Origin of the sequence: Hymenobacter rigui (genome assembly GCF_003944715.1) — a bacterium.
GTDB classification, from domain to species: Bacteria; Bacteroidota; Bacteroidia; order Cytophagales; family Hymenobacteraceae; genus Hymenobacter; species Hymenobacter rigui.
In genome coordinates, this window is sequence record NZ_RWIT01000001.1 from 567,042 (window position 1) to 582,520 (window position 15,479).

Annotated in this window: 15 protein-coding genes and 3 tRNA genes; 11 read left to right on the forward strand and 7 right to left on the reverse strand. The window is 56.8% G+C overall.

Annotated elements, in window-relative coordinates; genetic code table 11:
• Positions 1 to 35: 35 nt before the first annotated feature.
• The 4 genes from EI291_RS02275 to EI291_RS02290 all read right to left on the reverse strand — a co-directional run bounded on the left by EI291_RS02275 (position 36) and on the right by EI291_RS02290 (position 4,064).
• Entirely contained in the window at positions 36 to 1,085 is a 1,050-nt protein-coding gene (locus EI291_RS02275) for an LLM class flavin-dependent oxidoreductase (protein WP_125417639.1), read from the reverse strand.
• Between the two features lie 68 nt (positions 1,086 to 1,153).
• Positions 1,154 to 2,344 (reverse strand): hypothetical protein, encoded by a 1,191-nt coding sequence (locus tag EI291_RS02280; protein ID WP_125417640.1) that lies wholly within the window; start codon positions 2,342 to 2,344, stop codon positions 1,154 to 1,156.
• A 120-nt stretch (positions 2,345 to 2,464) separates the two neighbouring features.
• Positions 2,465 to 3,334 carry an SDR family oxidoreductase gene (locus EI291_RS02285; RefSeq protein WP_125417641.1) on the reverse strand — a complete coding sequence of 290 codons (870 nt, stop codon included), beginning with the start codon at positions 3,332 to 3,334 and terminating at the stop codon, positions 2,465 to 2,467.
• Positions 3,335 to 3,428: 94 nt separating this feature from the next.
• Positions 3,429 to 4,064, reverse strand: coding sequence for a T9SS type A sorting domain-containing protein (locus EI291_RS02290; RefSeq protein WP_170172468.1), 636 nt, complete (start codon positions 4,062 to 4,064; stop codon positions 3,429 to 3,431).
• 292 nt (positions 4,065 to 4,356) lie between these two features.
• On the opposite strand from EI291_RS02290, the gene EI291_RS02295 reads away from it, so the two are divergent.
• The 6 genes from EI291_RS02295 (at position 4,357) to nadD (ending at position 8,645) form a co-directional block, all read left to right on the forward strand.
• Complete coding sequence (locus tag EI291_RS02295; protein WP_125417643.1) at positions 4,357 to 5,121, forward strand: glycosyltransferase family 2 protein; 765 nt, start codon at positions 4,357 to 4,359, stop codon at positions 5,119 to 5,121.
• Entirely contained in the window at positions 5,118 to 6,173 is a 1,056-nt protein-coding gene (locus EI291_RS02300) for a glycosyltransferase family 9 protein (RefSeq protein ID WP_125417644.1), read from the forward strand. Before EI291_RS02295 ends, EI291_RS02300 begins: the two co-directional genes overlap by 4 nt.
• Positions 6,174 to 6,486: 313 nt before the next feature.
• On the forward strand, positions 6,487 to 7,134 hold the full coding sequence (locus tag EI291_RS02305; RefSeq protein ID WP_125417645.1) for a sigma-70 family RNA polymerase sigma factor: 648 nt from the start codon (positions 6,487 to 6,489) through the stop codon (positions 7,132 to 7,134).
• Positions 7,135 to 7,158: 24 nt separating this feature from the next.
• Entirely contained in the window at positions 7,159 to 7,449 is a 291-nt protein-coding gene (locus tag EI291_RS02310; RefSeq protein ID WP_125417646.1) for a hypothetical protein, read from the forward strand.
• A 9-nt stretch (positions 7,450 to 7,458) separates the two neighbouring features.
• Positions 7,459 to 8,043: a guanylate kinase gene (gmk, locus tag EI291_RS02315; RefSeq protein ID WP_125417647.1), complete on the forward strand. Its 585-nt coding sequence runs from the start codon at positions 7,459 to 7,461 to the stop codon at positions 8,041 to 8,043.
• Positions 8,040 to 8,645, forward strand: coding sequence for a nicotinate (nicotinamide) nucleotide adenylyltransferase (gene nadD / locus EI291_RS02320; RefSeq protein ID WP_125417648.1), 606 nt, complete (start codon positions 8,040 to 8,042; stop codon positions 8,643 to 8,645). The genes gmk and nadD overlap by 4 nt, the downstream gene beginning before the upstream one ends.
• 83 nt (positions 8,646 to 8,728) lie before the next feature.
• Here the strand turns inward: nadD and frr are convergent, their stop codons facing one another.
• The 3 genes from frr to EI291_RS02335 all read right to left on the reverse strand — a co-directional run bounded on the left by frr (position 8,729) and on the right by EI291_RS02335 (position 10,760).
• Positions 8,729 to 9,292 (reverse strand): ribosome recycling factor, encoded by a 564-nt coding sequence (frr, locus tag EI291_RS02325; protein WP_125417649.1) that lies wholly within the window; start codon positions 9,290 to 9,292, stop codon positions 8,729 to 8,731.
• A 60-nt stretch (positions 9,293 to 9,352) separates the two neighbouring features.
• On the reverse strand, positions 9,353 to 10,141 hold the full coding sequence (pyrH, locus tag EI291_RS02330; RefSeq protein WP_240635340.1) for a UMP kinase: 789 nt from the start codon (positions 10,139 to 10,141) through the stop codon (positions 9,353 to 9,355).
• Positions 10,142 to 10,253: 112 nt separating this feature from the next.
• On the reverse strand, positions 10,254 to 10,760 hold the full coding sequence (locus EI291_RS02335) for a biotin/lipoyl-containing protein (protein ID WP_125417650.1): 507 nt from the start codon (positions 10,758 to 10,760) through the stop codon (positions 10,254 to 10,256).
• Positions 10,761 to 10,859: 99 nt separating this feature from the next.
• Between EI291_RS02335 and EI291_RS02340 the strand changes: the two genes are divergently transcribed.
• The 5 genes from EI291_RS02340 (at position 10,860) to tuf (ending at position 15,457) form a co-directional block, all read left to right on the forward strand.
• On the forward strand, positions 10,860 to 13,457 hold the full coding sequence (locus EI291_RS02340) for a M1 family metallopeptidase (protein ID WP_125417651.1): 2,598 nt from the start codon (positions 10,860 to 10,862) through the stop codon (positions 13,455 to 13,457).
• 250 nt (positions 13,458 to 13,707) lie between these two features.
• A tRNA-Tyr gene (locus tag EI291_RS02345) sits at positions 13,708 to 13,787 on the forward strand.
• 77 nt (positions 13,788 to 13,864) lie between these two features.
• Positions 13,865 to 13,937: transfer RNA gene (locus tag EI291_RS02350), tRNA-Gly, on the forward strand.
• A gap of 92 nt (positions 13,938 to 14,029) precedes the next feature.
• A tRNA-Thr gene (locus tag EI291_RS02355) sits at positions 14,030 to 14,101 on the forward strand.
• A 168-nt stretch (positions 14,102 to 14,269) separates the two neighbouring features.
• Positions 14,270 to 15,457 (forward strand): elongation factor Tu, encoded by a 1,188-nt coding sequence (tuf, locus tag EI291_RS02360; RefSeq protein WP_125417652.1) that lies wholly within the window; start codon positions 14,270 to 14,272, stop codon positions 15,455 to 15,457.
• Positions 15,458 to 15,479 lie beyond the last annotated feature (22 nt).

Consider the following 15,479-nt stretch of genomic DNA (forward strand, 5'->3'; position numbering starts at 1 on the left):
AGATAGGACAATATAGAAGGATAAAGCCCGAATAGTTAGCCTAGCGCAGCAGCCTCCACGCCCAGCCGCTCCCGCACGGCGGGGGCCACCACTTGCCCGAACAGTTCGATGGAGCGCAGTACGGCTTCGTGAGGCATGCCTTCCAGCATCAATTGACCAATGAAGCGCGAGTTGCCGAACAGCCCGTGCAGATACACCAGCTTCTCGATAATTTCCTGGGGCGTACCCACGAACAGCGGCCCCTGCGGCCCGCGCAGGTAATCAAACTGCTGCCGCGACATAGGAGGCCAGCCTCGCTCCCGGCCAATGCGGTTCATTACCAAAGAGTAAGCCGGGAAGAACTCATCAGCGGCTTGCCTTGAGTCCTCGGCAATATGGAAGTGGCAGTTAATGCACAGCGGCAGTGCTTCGGTATGACCCGCCTGCTGAGCAGCGCGGCGGTGCAGCTCGGCAAATGACACGTACTGCGCCGGTGCCCCGCCCAGAATGGCAATGGTCAGCCCCAAGCCCAAGGAGCCGGCCCGCGCCGCCGAGGCGGGCGTGCCACCCACGCCAATCCAGATGGGTAGTTTGGACTGCAACGGGCGCGGATACACGCCCTTGCCCTTAATATCGGGCCGCAGCTTGCCCTGCCAGGTTACTACTTCCTGTTCGTTCAGCTGCAGCAATAAGCCCAGCTTTTCGGTGAACAGCGCATCGTAGTCCTTCAAATCCTGCCCGAACAGCGGAAACGATTCGATGAAGGAGCCCCGGCCGGCAATGATTTCGGCCCGGCCGTTGGAAATCAGGTCGAGGGTGGCGAAGTTCTGGAACGTGCGCACCGGGTCGGTGGAGCTGAGTACCGTGACGGCACTGCTGAGCCGCACCCGGCTGGTAACGGATGCCATCGCCGCCAGGACCATCTCCGGCGACGATACCACATAGTCGGCCCGATGATGCTCGCCAATGGCCACCACATCCAGCCCGGCCTCATCGGCGCGGCGGCCCAGGGCCACGAGTTCCTGGGTGCGTTGGGCCGCAGCTGTGTCGCCGCCGGCTACGTGGGCGGGGGCTACCTCGCCAAATGAGCTGATGCCAAGTTCCATTGTTTGCTTAAATCAGGTAGGTACATGAATCTGGTAGCCTAACGCAGTAGAACGCCGCTTTGTTCACGCTACTCGCTTACCGTAAACCACGGCATAGCCAGTCGGCCCGGAAACTGATACACCCGCACGGAGTCGCCGGGCATGGTCTGGTCGTAGGTTTCTTCTGTTACGGTTACATCTTCGGGCGCGGTTCTCGGGCCCCAGGCACCTACTTTGAGATAATAGGTGGTGGTTTTGCCGGAGGAAATGTGTTTGCTGATTACGTTGGCGGCGTACACGCGCGGCGTGGCCTCATCGAACACGCAGTTGATGGCCACCACCGCGCTGTAGCCGTACACCAGCGCACAGAAGAATACAGTGGCTACGGCTCCCCACCGGCTGGCGGGCAGCTTAATGAAACGGCGGTTACCGTAGGCCAGCACCCCGCCAAACAGTACGGCTACGGCCGCCGCCAGCTGCCAGGCCGCCGAGTAATCCAGCAGCTCAAAGTCAAGCAGCACGCGCAGCATTAGAGCAACCGCCGGTATAAATAATGCAGAACCCAGAGCCGGATAGGCACTGTCTTTTCGCTCATCGGCCCGCAACAGGCCCTGGTACCAGAGCAAAGCCAGGGCGGCTACCGGAGGCAGACCGAGGCTGGCCTGCACGGCCACGTCGTAGGGTTTGGGATAGAAGAACAACCATGCAGCCACGGCCCAGGCCAGTGTGTTCAGTACGCGGGCTACCTGCCGGGCCTGGGCTAGCTTTTCCTCCCGTTCCGGCACGGAGCGGCCCAGCGTCTCATCCTGCAGAATTTCCTGGGCCTCCAGTTCCTGTTGCTGCACATCCAGGTTGGGGAACCGCTCGGCCAGCCAAAGCTGAATTTCCTTGTATCCCTCGCTCGTGTAACCTATCCGAATGGATGGATAGGCGTTGGAAACGGGCACGATGTACGTGTACTTATCGTCGGCGCGGTATCCACGGACGGCTTCCAGCGGAAGCTCCTTGCGCCGCAACGCGCCTTTGTAGCGGATGCTTTGCTCGCTAAAAATATGCCGGGCCTTGTACGTTTCAACCAACCCATACACAAAGAATAGCGCCAAGCCCCACCCCAGGATTCCGAAGCCAATGGTAATGCCGTTCCAACCTTCTTCAGTCATGAGGAAGGGTAAGATCAACATGACTACAATGAGCGGGGGAACCAGCAAATACAAGAAGATGCGCCAGCCTTTGGCGGTGCCGTAGCTGTATTCGGTAGTAGTTGCGGTAGAAAGCGGCATTGGTAGAATGGTAAACAGGGATAGTTAACGGCGTCCAAACCTTAAAGCTAGGCCCCCAAACGAAAACGACCAACCGGAATGGTTGGTCGTTGATGACTATAGGCCGCAAACAGCAGAATACTACAGGAAGCTGCCGCCCGTCAACTTCTCACTCAGTTCCCAAAGCCGCCGGGCGTTTTCGGGCGTGTTGTAGCTTGATTTCACGGCTGCCGGCCGCTTCTTCACGAAGTAGCCGCCGCTGGTGTCGGCTACTTCCGGGGTGGTGGCGAGGTAGATGCTGGTTTGCGCACCTTCTTCCGAGGACGTCATGAACGGCGCGGCTACTTTGTAGAATGCCTTGGTAAACCAGTTGGAGCTTTGTCCGAAGCTGCTGGCCACTACGCCCGGATGCAGGCTGTTGGTGGTGATGTTGCTGATGCCGTGCTGCCGCAGCCGCCGGGCCAACTCCTGCGTGAACATGATGTTGTAGAGCTTGGAATTGGCGTAGGCTCGCATGGGCGAGTATCCGCCCGCTACTTCCAGCGTGCTGAAATCTGGCTTGGCAAACTGGTAGGCCATAGAGGCCACATTCACAATGCGGGCCGCCGGGCTTTGCTGCAGCCGGTCCAGCAACAAATTGGTAAGCAGAAACGGCCCCAGGTGGTTGGTCGCCAGCGTCAACTCGTAGCCGTCGGCTGATGTTTGCCGCTCGTCGCCCAGCACCAGCCCGGCGTTGTTTACCAACACATCCAGATGGCCGTAGCGCTGGCGGAACTCCTCAGCTGCCCGCCGTACCTGACTCAGGTCCGACAGGTCGCAGAGCAGCACATCTACGCGGCGGCCGGGCCAGGCTAGGGGCTGAATTTCGTGGCGGGTGTGAGCGGCCTTATCGGCGTTGCGGGCCAGCAGCACCACGTGGTAGCCCTCCTGGGCCAGCGCCCGGGCCGTAACGGTGCCAATACCGGCAGTGGCGCCGGTTACCAGCGCAATTTTTTCGGAAGATGAGGTCATAGACAGAAGCAGATTAGCCGGGCTGTATACGCATCCGTCATTCCTGCAACCAATTCAACCGGAGTTTTTTATAGTCCTGAAGCCAATGGTCAGGCTATTTTACTACTAACAGGCGGCGGCTGGATTGCGGCAAAGCCTGGCCGGCTGCTACCCGAACCAGATAGGAACCGGCCTTGACATTGCTTAAGGGCAGATTGACAACGGTTTCCGAACTGGGTACTACCAGGATTTCGCGCCCGGCTTCATCCAGAACTTGAATTGTGCGCGGTGCTGGCTGAGTAAATTGTACAGTGGCCGCTTCTGTAGCCGGGTTTGGATATACAGTAAATGAATGGTTTACAGGCTGCTTACGTGCCGCCGTCGGTGCGCTGACGGCGGCGCGGCCCGGTACTACCCGATAAGTTGGAAAACTATCCGGCAAGGTCCGGTAAAACCGATGCAGGGCTGCTTTGTCAAACCGCAGCACCACGCTGTCGGCGGAAAAATTGCGGAACCGGACCAGCTCCGCAAACTGCCCATCCTTCACGGCTGCCGATAAGTCCTGCATCTGTGAGTAATCGGTGCCCAGGCCCTGTACCCGGCGGGTGGTGATGCGGGCCGCGTGTACCCAGCTACTGACTGAGTCGCGGCCCGGCGTTACCAGATAGTACAGCCCCCGATACCGGAACGCCCGCGCGGCAAACCAGGGTACTGTATCGGCCGCAGTAACCAGTGAAAAGCTGTTTAACATAGTTTGCGGATCATAGCGCAGCACAAAGCTGGTTGTGTCGGGCCCAACCAGCTGCCCGGCTGTTCCTAGCACTTCGGTCAGATTACGCGGAGAGGTAACTTCAAACGGAGCGAACCGGGCGGCTGTGTGAGTTTCACATGCCACCAGCTGCAACCCAACGCAACTCACCAAGGCTAAGCGGATAATTCGGAAAATGGTCATGGCCGGATGTATGATAGCAGATACCTGCGTGAATTAGCTCACTAAGCAAAAGGTAACCCACCCGCGCAAAACCCCGATATTTGTCTGCGCTATGCCCCAGGTTCCGCTGTCCGTCGTTATCATCACCTTCAACGAAGAAGCTAACATTGCCCGCTGCCTCGAAGCAGCTCGGCCTATTGCTGACGAACTGTTGGTAGTAGACAGCTTCTCCACCGACCGCACCGTGGAAATCTGCCAACAGCTGGGGGCCCGGGTGGTGCAGCACGCTTTCGAAGGCTATGTGCAGCAGAAAAACTACGCCACCGCCCAGGCCCGCCATGACTATGTGCTACAATTGGATGCCGACGAAGTGCTGACCGAAGAGCTGCGCCAGAGCATTCAGGCGGCCAAAGCCAACTGGCAGGGTGGAGGCTACACCCTGGCCCGCCTCACCAACTACTGCGGCAGTTGGGTGCGGCACGGCGGCTGGTACCCCGACCGGAAGCTGCGCCTCTACGACCGGCGCCTGGGCCGCTGGGAGGGCCTGCTGCTGCACGAGCGGTACGAGCTGCAACCCGGCCAGCCCGCGCCGTTGCCCTTGGTCGGCGACGCCCTGCATTACTCCTATGATTCCGTGGAGCAGCACGTACAGCAGCTCAACCGCTTCACCAGCATAGCCGCCGACGAACTGTGGCTGCGCGGCCGGCGTAACGTGTCCCTGTTTCATCTGCTACTGAAGCCGTGGTGGAAATTCGTGCACGGCTATGTATTGCGGCTGGGCTTCCTGGATGGCTTTGCCGGGCTGAGCATTGCCGTTATTTCGGCCTGGGGCGTATTTCTGAAATTTGCCAAGCTCAAAACCAAGCCGCGCCCATGAGTTGCACCTTCCTCCTCAGCCGCACCGATGCCATCGGCGACGTGGTGCTGACGCTGCCCGTGGCCGGCCGCCTGAAGCAGCTGTATCCCGGGTGCCGGGTGCTGTTACTGGGCCGCACCTATACCAAGGCCGTGGCCGAGGCATGTCCCTGGCTGGATGGCTTTCTGAATTTTGATGAGCTGCGGCAGCTGCCGGAATCCGCCCAGATAGGCGCCCTGCAGGCCACCGCCGCCGATACTATTCTGCACGTTTTCCCCAACAAACTGCTGGCTAAACTGGCCCGTAAAGCCGATATCCGGCAGCGCGTGGGTACTCGCAGCCGGTGGTTTCACTGGCTCACCTGCAACCGCCTGGTAGCCCTGAGCCGCCGCCACTCCCCGCTGCACGAAGCCCAACTGAATCTGCAGCTGCTGCGCGGCATAGGCGAAACGGCGGTTCTGCCTTTGACCGATGTGGTGCCGCTGGTAAAACTGCAGCCTGTCGTGCCGTTGCGGCCGGAGCTGCAGCAATTACTTGCCGCCCGGCAGCCAGAGGAGCTCAACGTCATTCTGCATCCACGCAGTCGGGGCAGTGCCCGGGAGTGGGGTCTGGCGCATTTCGGCATCTTGGCTCGGCTGCTACACCAAGCCGGGCACCGCGTGTTCATCACCGGCACGGCTGCGGAAGGCGAGGAGCTGCGCGAGTGGTTCATGGAACATCAGCCGTTCCTCGCCGCCGACCTAACCGGACAGCTGGAGCTGCCGGAGTTTCTGGCTTTCATTGCCGCCGCCGATGGGCTGGTGGCTGGTAGCACCGGCCCGCTGCACCTGGCCGCTGCTTTGGGCCGGTACGCGTTGGGGCTGTATCCGCCCATCCGGCCCATGCACCCCGGCCGCTGGGCCCCGCTGGGCTCGCACGCCGACTATCTGGTATTCGATAAACCCGACTGCCAGGAGTGTCGGGTGCAGCCTGCCGCTTGTACCTGTATTAAGGCGCTGGAGCCGCTGCAGGTGCTGGCCCGGGTGCAGCAATGGCAGCCTTTGCCCGTTGCTGGCAGTTCGCTGCCTGCCTGAAGGCCGCTACCCGATTTTTATCATTGAGCCGGAAACAGCGTTGGCCGAGAGCAGACCTAGCGTGGCTGGGTTGAAAAAATCAGCATGCAACCTGAAATGCCGCCCGGCCCGTAGGTATATTCAGCCAGCCTTATACACCTTTCCGGCCAAGGAAGTGCAACCTTCGCGTCGGGAACAGGTCAGGTCTGCGCACTCCGGCATACATGTACGCACATGGCTGGTGCGGAAACCTTCTGCGCCGGAGCCGGTATAACCCAAAGCATTTGTCAAACGGCGGTATTTTTTTAATATTCAGCCGCAATAATTAGCGTTCATGAGCGACTCTCCCGAGCGGATTCCAAAACTGAGCAAAGAGGAAAAGGACCGGCGTTTTCAGGCCGAACTAATGCCCGTGCTCGACCCCCTGTATAACTTCGCCTTCCGCCTCACTCTCGATGAAGATGATGCAAATGACTTGGTACAGGAAACTTATCTGAAAGCATATCGCTTCTTTGAGTACTTCGAACCGGGAACAAACGCCAAAGCGTGGCTGTTTCGCATCCTGAAAAATTCGTTCATCAACGATTTTCGCAAGAAGAGTAAGCAACCAGCCAAGGTTGATTACAGCGAAATCGAAGGGTACTACAACTCGGAAGATGTGGAAGCCGACAGTGATGCCGGCTCTACCTCAACCGACATGCGGCAACAGGCCGTGCGTGACCTTATCGGTGATGAGGTGGCTCGCGCGCTGAATTCGCTGCCCGTGGATTTTCGCACGGTCATTATCCTCTGCGACCTGGAAGGGTTCACGTACGAGGAAATGGCAAAAGTGCTGGACATCCCCATCGGTACGGTGCGCTCCCGCTTGCACCGGGCACGCAACTTCCTGAAAGAGAAACTTGAGAAGTACGCTAAGTCGATGGGCTACGGCTCCGAAGGCGACGGCGAAGAAGATTACACCTTTACTGAAGAGTCTGAATAACCTCCCCTCAGCCAAGCCCCCGCTATGGAAACTACTTCTACAAAGCAAACCAACCAGAGCGGCGCCCCTGTTACCAGCGGCCCCGACTGTGAACGTGTGAATACGATACTCGACCAAATCATTGTTGGGCAGGAGCCCACGGCGGAGGACGCGGAATACTTCATCAACCACGGTGAAGATTGTTCTCCCTGCTTCGATAGCCTCGAAAAACAGCACATCTTTATTGACTTTCTCAGCGCGCACGTAGGCCGCAAAAAGGCTCCCGTTACGCTGTCAAACTCAATTCTTGCGAAACTTCAGGGAGAAATGGCCTAATTTTGCCCGATGCAGGGTAAAATCATCGCCTTTTCGGCTCCCTCCGGAGCTGGTAAGACCACCATCGTACATCGGCTGCTGGAACGTATTCCGGAGCTAAGTTTCTCAATTTCAGCTTGTACGCGCGATAAGCGCGGGCGCACCGAAGCCAACGGCAAGGACTACTACTTCATCTCCGTACAGGAGTTTCAGGAGAAGATCCGGCACGATGACTTCGTGGAATGGGAAGAAGTGTACGAGGGAGCCTTCTATGGTACGCTTAAATCAGAGATTGAGCGCATCTGGGATAATGGGCAGCACGCCACGCTGGATGTGGATGTGAAAGGTGGCCTTAGCATCAAGGAGTTTTACAAAGACCGTGCCCTTGCGGTGTTCGTGAAGCCTCCGTCGCTGGAGGTGCTGGAGCAACGGCTGCGCAACCGCGCTACTGATTCCGAAGCGAGCATTTCGGCCCGGATTTATAAGGCCAACTTTGAACTCACGTTTGAGGACCGCTTCGATGTGGTCATCGTGAACGACGACTTGGAGCGTGCCATCGACGAGGCCGAGAAACTGGTGCGCGCCTTCATTACTGCCGAGTCAGCCATTCTGTGAGCAGTCCTGCTACCGAAACCCATACGGGCCGGAAAGTAGGACTGCTTTTTGGTTCCTTTAATCCCATCCATACCGGGCACCTGATTCTGGCGCACTTTATGGCTACCCATACCGACTTGGATGAGGTGTGGCTGGTTGTATCGCCGCAAAGCCCGTTTAAAGTAGGGCAGGAACTATTAGGTGAAACGGAACGGCTTGATTTGGTGGAGCGGGCCATTGCCGGCAATAATCGGCTGCGCGCCCTGGATGTGGAGTTTGTCATGCCCAAACCCAGCTACACCATTGATACGCTGGACGAATTACGACGACAATATCCGGCTCATCAGTTTGTGCTGCTGATGGGGGAGGACAACCTGCCCGGCCTGCCCCGGTGGAAGCAAGCCGACCGGATTTTAGCTGAAAACGAAATCTACGTGTATCCGCGCCCCGGGGTAGATGCCACTGAGGTGAATGCCCACCCTGGTGTGCGGGTAGTTGAGGCTCCGCTGCTGGACATTTCGGCTACCTTCATTCGCGAATGTGTACGGGAAGGCAAATCCATCCGCTACCTCGTGCCTGAGGCCGTTGAGCACCAGATTGCCGCGGCCGGCTACTGGCAGTAGTAAGCCGTACTCCTTAAACAGAAAGCCCCGGACCTCAGCTTGAGGTCCGGGGCTTTCTGTTTGTTATAGGGCAGCAGGAGAAATCAGATGGTCATGATTTCCGATTCCTTCTTGCTGAGCAGCTCATCGACTTTGCTGATGTAGATATCGGTGAACTTCTGCACTTTGGCTTCGGCATCCTTCACGGCATCTTCCGAGGCACCGTCTTTCTGCAGCTTACGCAACGATTCGTTCACGTCCTTGCGGATACCGCGGATGCGGACTTTGCCGCTCTCCGATTCGTTTTTGGCCTGCTTCACTAGGTCGCGGCGGCGTTCCTCCGTCATGGGCGGAATATTCAGACGCACACCTTCAGCATCCGACTGGGGGTTCAGGCCCAGGTCGCTGTTCTTGATGGCCTTGGCAATTTCGCTGATCATGTTCTTTTCCCAGGGCTTGATGAACAGCGTACGGGCATCGGGAGCCGCTACGTTGGCTACCTGCGCCACGGGCGTGGGCGTGCCGTAGTAATCAACGCGGAGCGAGTCGAGCATGGCCGGGCTGGCTTTGCCGGCCCGGATACGGGCAAATTCCACTTGCGTGTGCTGCAGGGCCTTGCCCATCGACTCCTCGGCCTCGTCCAGGTAAAACTTGATTTCTTCGTCCACTTCTTAAAAAGGTTGAGTGTTGGATGTAGGTGTTGAATTTGCGTGAGAACCGCGGCGGCGTTACGCCTGCTCCGGCGTGCTGTCGTGCGTAGTTGGCTGCAGGCTGCTGTGGTTGGGGTCGAGGTTGGTGGCCTTGCTGCCGTGCATGCTTACCAGCGTGCCCACGCTTTCCCCATCGAGCAGCCGCTGCAGGTTACCTTCCTTGTTCATGTCGAAGACAATAATAGGCAGGTTGTTTTCCTTACACAGCGTGAAGGCCGTCATGTCCATCACGTTCAGGTTCTTTTCCATCACCTCATCAAAGGTAATTTCCGGAAACCGTACGGCTGATGGGTCTTTCTCGGGGTCGGCGGTGTAGATGCCGTCCACACGGGTACCCTTCAGCACCACATCAGCTTCAATTTCGATGGCGCGCAGGGAGGCTGCCGAATCGGTAGTGAAGTAAGGAGAGCCAATGCCGGCCCCGAAGATAACCACGCGGCCTTTTTCCAGGTGGCGCATAGCCCGGCGGCGGATGTAAGGCTCACATACCCGCTGAATGGTAACACCGGAAAGCAGGCGGGTATTCACGCCCAGCTTTTCCAGGGCACTTTGCAGGGCCATCGAGTTGATGACGGTGGCCAGCATGCCCATGTAGTCGCCCTGCACACGGTCCAGCCCGAAGGCTTCGGCCTGCACGCCCCGGAAGATGTTGCCCCCCCCGATTACTACGGCTATCTGAGTACCCGTTTCGGCTACGGCCTTAATTTCTTCGGCGTACTGCATAAGGCGGGTGGCGTCAATGCCATACTGTTGCTGGCCCATCAGAGCCTCGCCGCTTAGTTTCAGCAGGATTCGGTTGTACTTCAAGATGAGAGAGGTTAAGCGTGAAACACGACTGTACGTAGCAAGGCCGTAAGCAAGTACCGGCGGTTGTAGCCGCACGGTATCCGCTTACGGCCCCGGGCAAAGAAAGTGCTGATTAGCTGAACTGTACCAGCACCTGGCCTTTGGTTACGTTGTCGCGCAAATTGACTTTTATAGCGGCCACGGTGCCGTCACCGGGCGCTTTCAGAATGTTTTCCATCTTCATGGCTTCCAGCACCAGCAGTGGGTCGCCTTTCTGTACGGTTTGGCCCGGGGCAACGCGCACATCCACAATCAGGCCGGGCATTGGGGCTTTCAACTCGTTGATTTTCTGGCTGGCCGCGTTGCTCATGCCCAGCTTGTCCAGCAGCAGATCAAACCGGTCTTTTGCCTCCAACTCCACGCGCTGGCCGTTCAGCTTCAGTACCAGTTGTTTGCTGGCGTAATCAGCCGATACTAGCTCTGCCGAGTAGGAGCGGCCCTCGTAGAGTACGTGGTAGCGCCCGTTGCCCAGCGGGGCAATATCCCAACTGAACGGCTGCCCGTTGACGGTAGTAGTGCCGTTAGGCTGATAATCAACCTCCCAAGCGGGTAGGGTAGGGGCAGTGCGGATCTGGAGCATCGGGAACAGAGCAGGGGTAGGGCGGAAAAGGGCTTAAAGATAGGCCAATTCTGAAATAAATTCGGAACTTGACCCTCCAATGTCCTAGTGCCTTTCCGCATGAAATATCCGCTCCTCGGTACCGTTGTTCTGGTGCTGATGTGTACTGTATACGCTCCAGCTCAGGTAGTTAAATCCAGTCGTCCCGCCTCATCGGTAAGCCACCCGGCCCGTAAAAAAGTCACGGAACCTGTTGCCGCGCCGGCGTCAGTGGCGGCCAGTGCGGCCGTGCCCAACTGGTTGCCCTCCACCAATCCGGTACAACCCTCGGCCACCATCCTGAGTGACCTGATCGATACCAAGCTGGATGTGCGCTTCGATTGGCCCAAACAGTGGCTGCTTGGGGTGGCTACGCTCACAGTTCGCCCTCATTTTTATCCGCAAAGTCAGCTGGTGCTGGATGCCAAGGGGTTTGATGTGAAAAGCGTGGAGCTCGTAAATGCTTCCCGTAAAGGCAAGGATCTGAAATTCAGCTATGATAAGAAGAAGCTGACTATCAGTCTTGACCGGCTGTACCAGCGCACTGAGCAATACCAGATCCGGATTCAGTACGTAGCCAAACCCAACGAACTGCCCAAAGGAGGCAGCGAAGCCATTACCGATGCCAAAGGCCTGTATTTTATCAACCCGCTGGGTACCGATAAAACTAAACCTCGGCAGGTCTGGACTCAGGGTGAGACAGAGGGGAGTTCCTGCTGGTTCCCTACCATCGACCGTCCCAACCAGCGCATGACGCAGGAAATCAGCCTCACGGTAGAAAGTGGTCAGAAAACCCTGTCCAACGGCCTGCTGGTTTCCTCCCGTCGCAACCCCGATGGTACCCGCACCGACCTGTGGAAGCTTAGCCAGGCGCACGCTCCATATCTGGCTATGCTGGCCGTAGGCGATTTTGCCGTGGTGTCGGACACGTGGCGCGGTAAACCTGTGGACTACTACGTGGACCCCGCGTTCCAGTACACCGCCAAGCGCGTTTTTGGGAATACCCCCGAAATGCTGGAGTTCTTCTCCAAAAAGCTGGCCGTTGATTATCCTTGGGACAAGTACGCCCAGGTAGCCGTGCACGACTTCGTGTCGGGAGCCATGGAAAACACCACGGCCTCCACTTTTCAGCAACAGCTAGTGCAGTTTACGCCCCGCGAGCTGGCTGATGTAACCTATGCCGCTTCAGAGTCGGTTATTGCGCACGAGCTGTTTCACCAGTGGTTTGGCGACTATGTAACCACCGAATCCTGGAGTAATCTGCCCCTGAACGAATCGTTTGCTGATTACTCTGAGCTGCTATGGGCCGAGCATAAGTATGGGGCCGATGCCGCGGCGCTGGTCCAGCAAACCAAGCTGCGCAACTACCTCGACGAAGCCCAGACGAAGCGGGAGCCACTGATCCGGTACCGGTACGCGGAACGGGAAGACATGTTTGACCGCCACTCCTATGATAAGGGAGGCCGCGTATTACACATGCTGCGTAATTATGTGGGCGAAGAAGCCTTTTATGCTTCCCTCACCCGGTACCTAACGCACAACAAGCTTTCCACTACCGAACTGGCAAAGCTCCGCATTGCCTTCGAGGAAACGACGGGGGAGGATTTGATGTGGTTTTTCGACCAGTGGTTTCTGCAGCGCGGCCATCCGGAGCTGCGCGTTACGCATAGCTACGAGAATAGCCAGGTAGTAGTACACGTGCAGCAGGTGCAGGATACGCTCTATCAGCCCGTATACCGTCTGCCCGTCACAGTAGCTACCTGGAACGGCAATCAGCCTACTGAGCACCGAATCATGATAACCAAGGCGGACCAGACCTTCCGGCTGGCCGTCAACCAGCGTCCCAACCTGGTCAAGTTTGACGATGAAGGCATCCTGCTGGCCGATATTGACGAAACTCAAAGTCAGGAAGAGTTGCTGTATCAGCTCAGCCACGCACGCGGTTACCTACAGAAGTATCAGGCTATCCAAGGCCTTCGCGCCAAGTCCTCCGATCTGCTGGTGAGTTCGGCGTTCCGCGGAGCACTCAACGACCCGTTTTGGGCGACCCGAGTGGCCGCACTGGATGGCCTGCGCAGATACCGTGGGGCCGAAGGCAATGCCGTCCGCAAGGATCTGCAGCGTATTGCCATGAACGAAAAGAATGGTACCGTTCGTGCTACGGCCATCAGCGTGCTGTCTTCCTTCCTTAATGAGGACTACAGTGAGGTGTATAGCTCAGCACTAAAAGATAGCTCCTATCTGGTGGCCAGCGCTGCCGTGAATGCCTTGGCGCATGCGCCCACACCTGCCACACGTACCCAGCTGGCTGCACTGCAGAATACCAATAACCCGGCGCTTCTTACAGCACTTTCCAACTACTATGGGTTAAACGGCACACTGGACGACTACCAGTGGTTCCTGCAGCGCAGTAAAGATGCGCCGGCAGAGGTTCTGTATGTAATGCTGGAGAATTTCGGCATCCTCATGCAGCGTATTCCTCCCATTGAGCGCGAGAAAGGTATCCAGCGGCTGGAAGCATTAGCCCGTACTCACCCGCAATTGTATGTGCGCTTGGGAGCCTACAAAGGATTGCATGAGTTAATAGCCAGCATGCCCACTCTGAAAGCTACGCTACAGGATATCCGAAATAAGGAGAAGGACGGTAATTTGAGAGCCATGTACAGCCTGATTCAATAAAAGCGCAACTTTTTTTCAGGTGCAGTACATTTTTTTTATAGTGATGCTTGTTATAGGTAGTCAGGTAATTATCTCTCAAAATGCTGTTCGCAGAATGCTTATCGGCGCAAAAAAGTAAAAACCTTTTTGCGCGGGCACTTGACTTACATCAGAAAGCCACTAATTTTGCAACTCCAATCGACACAGTAACGGCTTCACCGCTGCAGTTTTGAAAGGGAAGGTTTTCTGCAACCGGCAGAAAAATATAACTGGGGGCGTCGCATAGCGGCAATTGCGGGTGACTGTAACTCACCTCCTTCGGGTTCAAAGGTTCGAGTCCTTTCGCCCCCACAAAGTATCTGTATAGCTGGCTTCAGGCATTCGTCTGGAACGCAAACCGAATAGCCAGCCATTCAGTTGCTTCGCACGCGGGAGTAGCTCAGTTGGTAGAGCGGCAGCCTTCCAAGCTGCAGGTCGCGGGTTCGAACCTCGTCTCCCGCTCGGTGCCAGGAATGGCAGTGAGAAGTTACATAGATAGCATAGCTGGTAAATGTTTCTCTCCTGTTGTATCTTTGCCAAACAAATTAAAACAAGCCGTTTTAGCTCAGTGGTAGAGCACTTCCTTGGTAAGGAAGAGGTCATGGGTTCAAATCCCATAAATGGCTCAGAATTACGAGTACCAACGGGGCAGCGCGACTGCACCGTTTGGAAACTGTCAGCAAAGTAAAGCGACGTGCAGTCCCGACTAAACGGAGCTGTGTTTCGCTTTCTTACTGTATAGTCTAGTCGCGTTTCCCCCTCATCACCTCAAAATTCCTCTTAATCTCTTTACAATGGCTAAAGAAAATTTTGACCGGTCCAAGCCGCACGTAAACATCGGCACGATTGGTCACGTGGACCACGGCAAAACCACCCTCACTGCTGCTATCACCACGGTTCTGGCTAACAAGGGTCTGGCTGCCAAGCGCGACTTCTCTTCGATCGACAATGCTCCCGAAGAAAAAGAGCGTGGTATCACCATCAACACCGCTCACGTAGAATACGCTACCGAAAACCGTCACTATGCTCACGTTGACTGCCCCGGTCACGCTGACTATGTGAAGAACATGGTGACGGGTGCTGCTCAGATGGACGGCGCTATCCTCGTGGTAGCTGCTACCGACGGCCCGATGCCCCAGACGCGTGAGCACATCCTGCTCGCTCGCCAGGTAGGTGTTCCTCAGCTGGTTGTGTTCATGAACAAAGTGGACATGGTGGATGACCCCGAGCTGCTCGAGCTGGTGGAAATGGAAATCCGTGAGCTGCTGTCGTTCTACGACTTCGACGGTGACAACATTCCGGTTATCCAGGGCTCGGCTCTGGGCGGCCTGAACGGTGATGCCAACTGGGTTCCCAAAATCGAGGAATTGATGGCTGCTGTTGATAGCTACATTCCAATTCCTGCTCGTCTGACCGACCTGCCCTTCCTGATGCCCGTAGAGGACGTGTTCTCTATCACCGGTCGTGGTACGGTAGCAACCGGCCGTATCGAGCGTGGTATCATCAACTCGGGTGAGCAAGTTGAAATCCTCGGTATGGGTGCTGAGAACCTCAAGTCGACCGTAACGGGCGTTGAGATGTTCCGCAAAATCCTTGACCGTGGTGAAGCTGGCGACAACGTAGGTCTGCTGCTCCGCGGTATTGAAAAAGAAGCCATCCGTCGTGGTATGGTTATCTGCAAACCCGGTTCGGTTAAGCCCCACACCAAGTTCAAAGCTGAGGTGTACGTGCTGTCGAAAGAAGAAGGTGGCCGTCACACGCCGTTCTTCAACAACTACCGTCCCCAGTTCTATTTCCGCACCACCGACGTAACCGGCATCATCACGCTGGCCGAGGGTGTGGAAATGGTAATGCCCGGCGACAATGTAACTATCTCGGTTGAGCTGATCAACTCGGTAGCTATGGAAAAAGGCCTGCGTTTCGCTATCCGTGAGGGTGGCCGTACGGTAGGTGCCGGTCAGGTAACCGAAATCACCGAGTAGTTTTAACCAACTGCCGTTGAAA